This is a genomic window from Clostridium sp. AM25-23AC (assembly GCF_003435125.1).
Lineage (GTDB): Bacteria > Bacillota > Clostridia > Lachnospirales > Lachnospiraceae > Pilosibacter > Pilosibacter fragilis.
Genome location: NZ_QWGI01000047.1, coordinates 1 through 1,625 on the forward strand (window position 1 = coordinate 1; position 1,625 = coordinate 1,625).

The following is a 1,625-nucleotide window of genomic DNA, read 5'->3' on the forward strand; positions in this document are numbered from 1 at the left end:
GTGGCCGGATCACATTCATAAGCGGAGATATACTTTCCGCTTTCTGTTTTCTCCGGGTCCTTGCCATAGTCCAGACAATCCCGGATTGCCTCGGCAATCGTTTCGCCTTCGCCCGCATGGCGCTGCAACAAAGTTGTGGTAGCCAAAAATCATTCCTCCTTTCCATGAGAAAGGGGCGGCCCATTCAGACCGCCCCGACTTCGGGCCAGTATGGCCCGAGGCTGCTTAACTTGCCAGAAACCGGTACAGAGCGGATTTGCCTCCGTCCAGCGCCCAAAGAAGGGAGCCCGCCGCCGCTTGCAGTCCATACGGCGAAAGAAGGAAGGCAAGAAACAGAAATACAATCCCGCCTATGGGCGTCGGCGTGAAAAAAAGAGCGACGCCCAGCACCGCCAGGATCACAGAGGCAATCGTCAGCAGGACGGCACAAATATCAAACAGGAATACCAGCAGAGCCGCCAGAAGGGACAACGCCAAAGCAAAGGGAGCAACCAATATTTTCAGCAGTATCTTCATCTTCAAAACCTCCTTTATCTATCCTTTCTACCTCTATTTTATCATGCCTGCCCGGGGACATAAATGTTGCGAAAGATTAGTAAATCCTGTCCTAAAACTTCGGGTCATGCTGGCCAGAAGCTTGATGGTTTTATCTAAAAAGTTATGATATAATGAAATCAATATTTTGGTTAGACGAGGTGATGAACATGGGGAACAGCAGAGACGACTTTACTTCAGCAACAAAGGAATTACTGGCAAATCGGGTTGGTAGAAGATGTAGTAATCCTGCTTGCCGAAAGTTGACTTGTGGGGCAAATACCAATCCTGAAAAAATTACAAATATAGGGGTAGCAGCTCATATCTGTGCAGCGGCTCAAGGCGGTCCACGCTATGACGCTTCTATGACACCCGAAGAAAGAAAGTCGTTTGAAAATGGAATTTGGTTATGCCAGTCTTGTTCTAAATTGATTGATACGGATATTACTCGTTATCCTAAAGAACTGCTACAAAGTTGGAAGCAGCTTGCAGAACAGACAGCAATTTTGGAAGTCGAAACTACTTCTTCCACACCTGCCTTTGAAAAAGATAAAGAGCTTGTCCAATTTTATTTGGAGTGCTTTGATCGTCCAGCCTTTCAAGATGACATTTATCAAGAAGGTCGAATGGAGGATTTTGATAAAGCGATTGAAGATACGCTAATTGCCTTGAATACAGGGGTACTAAGAACTCGTGATGGCTCCATATTAAAACAGGCTGATGGAAAATCTTCTGTCCAAAACTCTTTATGGAGAGAAAAACTCTATACTATCACTGATATGCTAACAGCAATTCGCAGACGATTGAAAATAGCCAAAAAGGAAAAAGCCTATTCGACATATGGCACAGGCGAAGATGTCGCTTATTGTTTCTATGATCGTGAGCTTGCTGAATGGCTTAATTCTACACGAGAAGAAATACTAAAAATTCTATCGTCTATTTGTAAAGAGGCTGGACTTCGGGAATTACATTTTCGGAAACATAGATATAGATGGTAAAAAGAACAAGGCGGCAGGTCCCAACATCGGAACCTGCCGCCCTCGTCTTATTTTGCCACCAGCTCGGAAAGCTCCCGCAGCACCTTTGACACC

Annotated in this window: 2 protein-coding genes; one reads left to right on the forward strand and one right to left on the reverse strand. The window is 45.3% G+C overall.

Annotated features, from left to right (window positions below; translation table 11 throughout):
* Positions 1-225: 225 nt before the first annotated feature.
* Positions 226-516 carry a CD1845 family protein gene (locus tag DW677_RS16790; protein WP_009901657.1) on the reverse strand — a complete coding sequence of 97 codons (291 nt, stop codon included), beginning with the start codon at positions 514-516 and terminating at the stop codon, positions 226-228.
* 188 nt (positions 517-704) lie between these two features.
* Here DW677_RS16790 and DW677_RS16795 point away from each other — a divergent pair, with 188 nt between their 5' ends.
* Positions 705-1,532 carry a hypothetical protein gene (locus DW677_RS16795; protein WP_015553877.1) on the forward strand — a complete coding sequence of 276 codons (828 nt, stop codon included), beginning with the start codon at positions 705-707 and terminating at the stop codon, positions 1,530-1,532.
* Positions 1,533-1,625 lie beyond the last annotated feature (93 nt).

Bases quoted from the DNA above. Each gene is read 5' to 3' on its own strand.
- DW677_RS16795 (WP_015553877.1), top strand. From the start codon at position 705: ATGGGGAACAGCAGAGACGACTTTACTTCAGCAACAAAGGAATTACTG.
- DW677_RS16790 (WP_009901657.1), bottom strand. From the start codon at position 516: ATGAAGATACTGCTGAAAATATTGGTTGCTCCCTTTGCTTTGGCGTTG.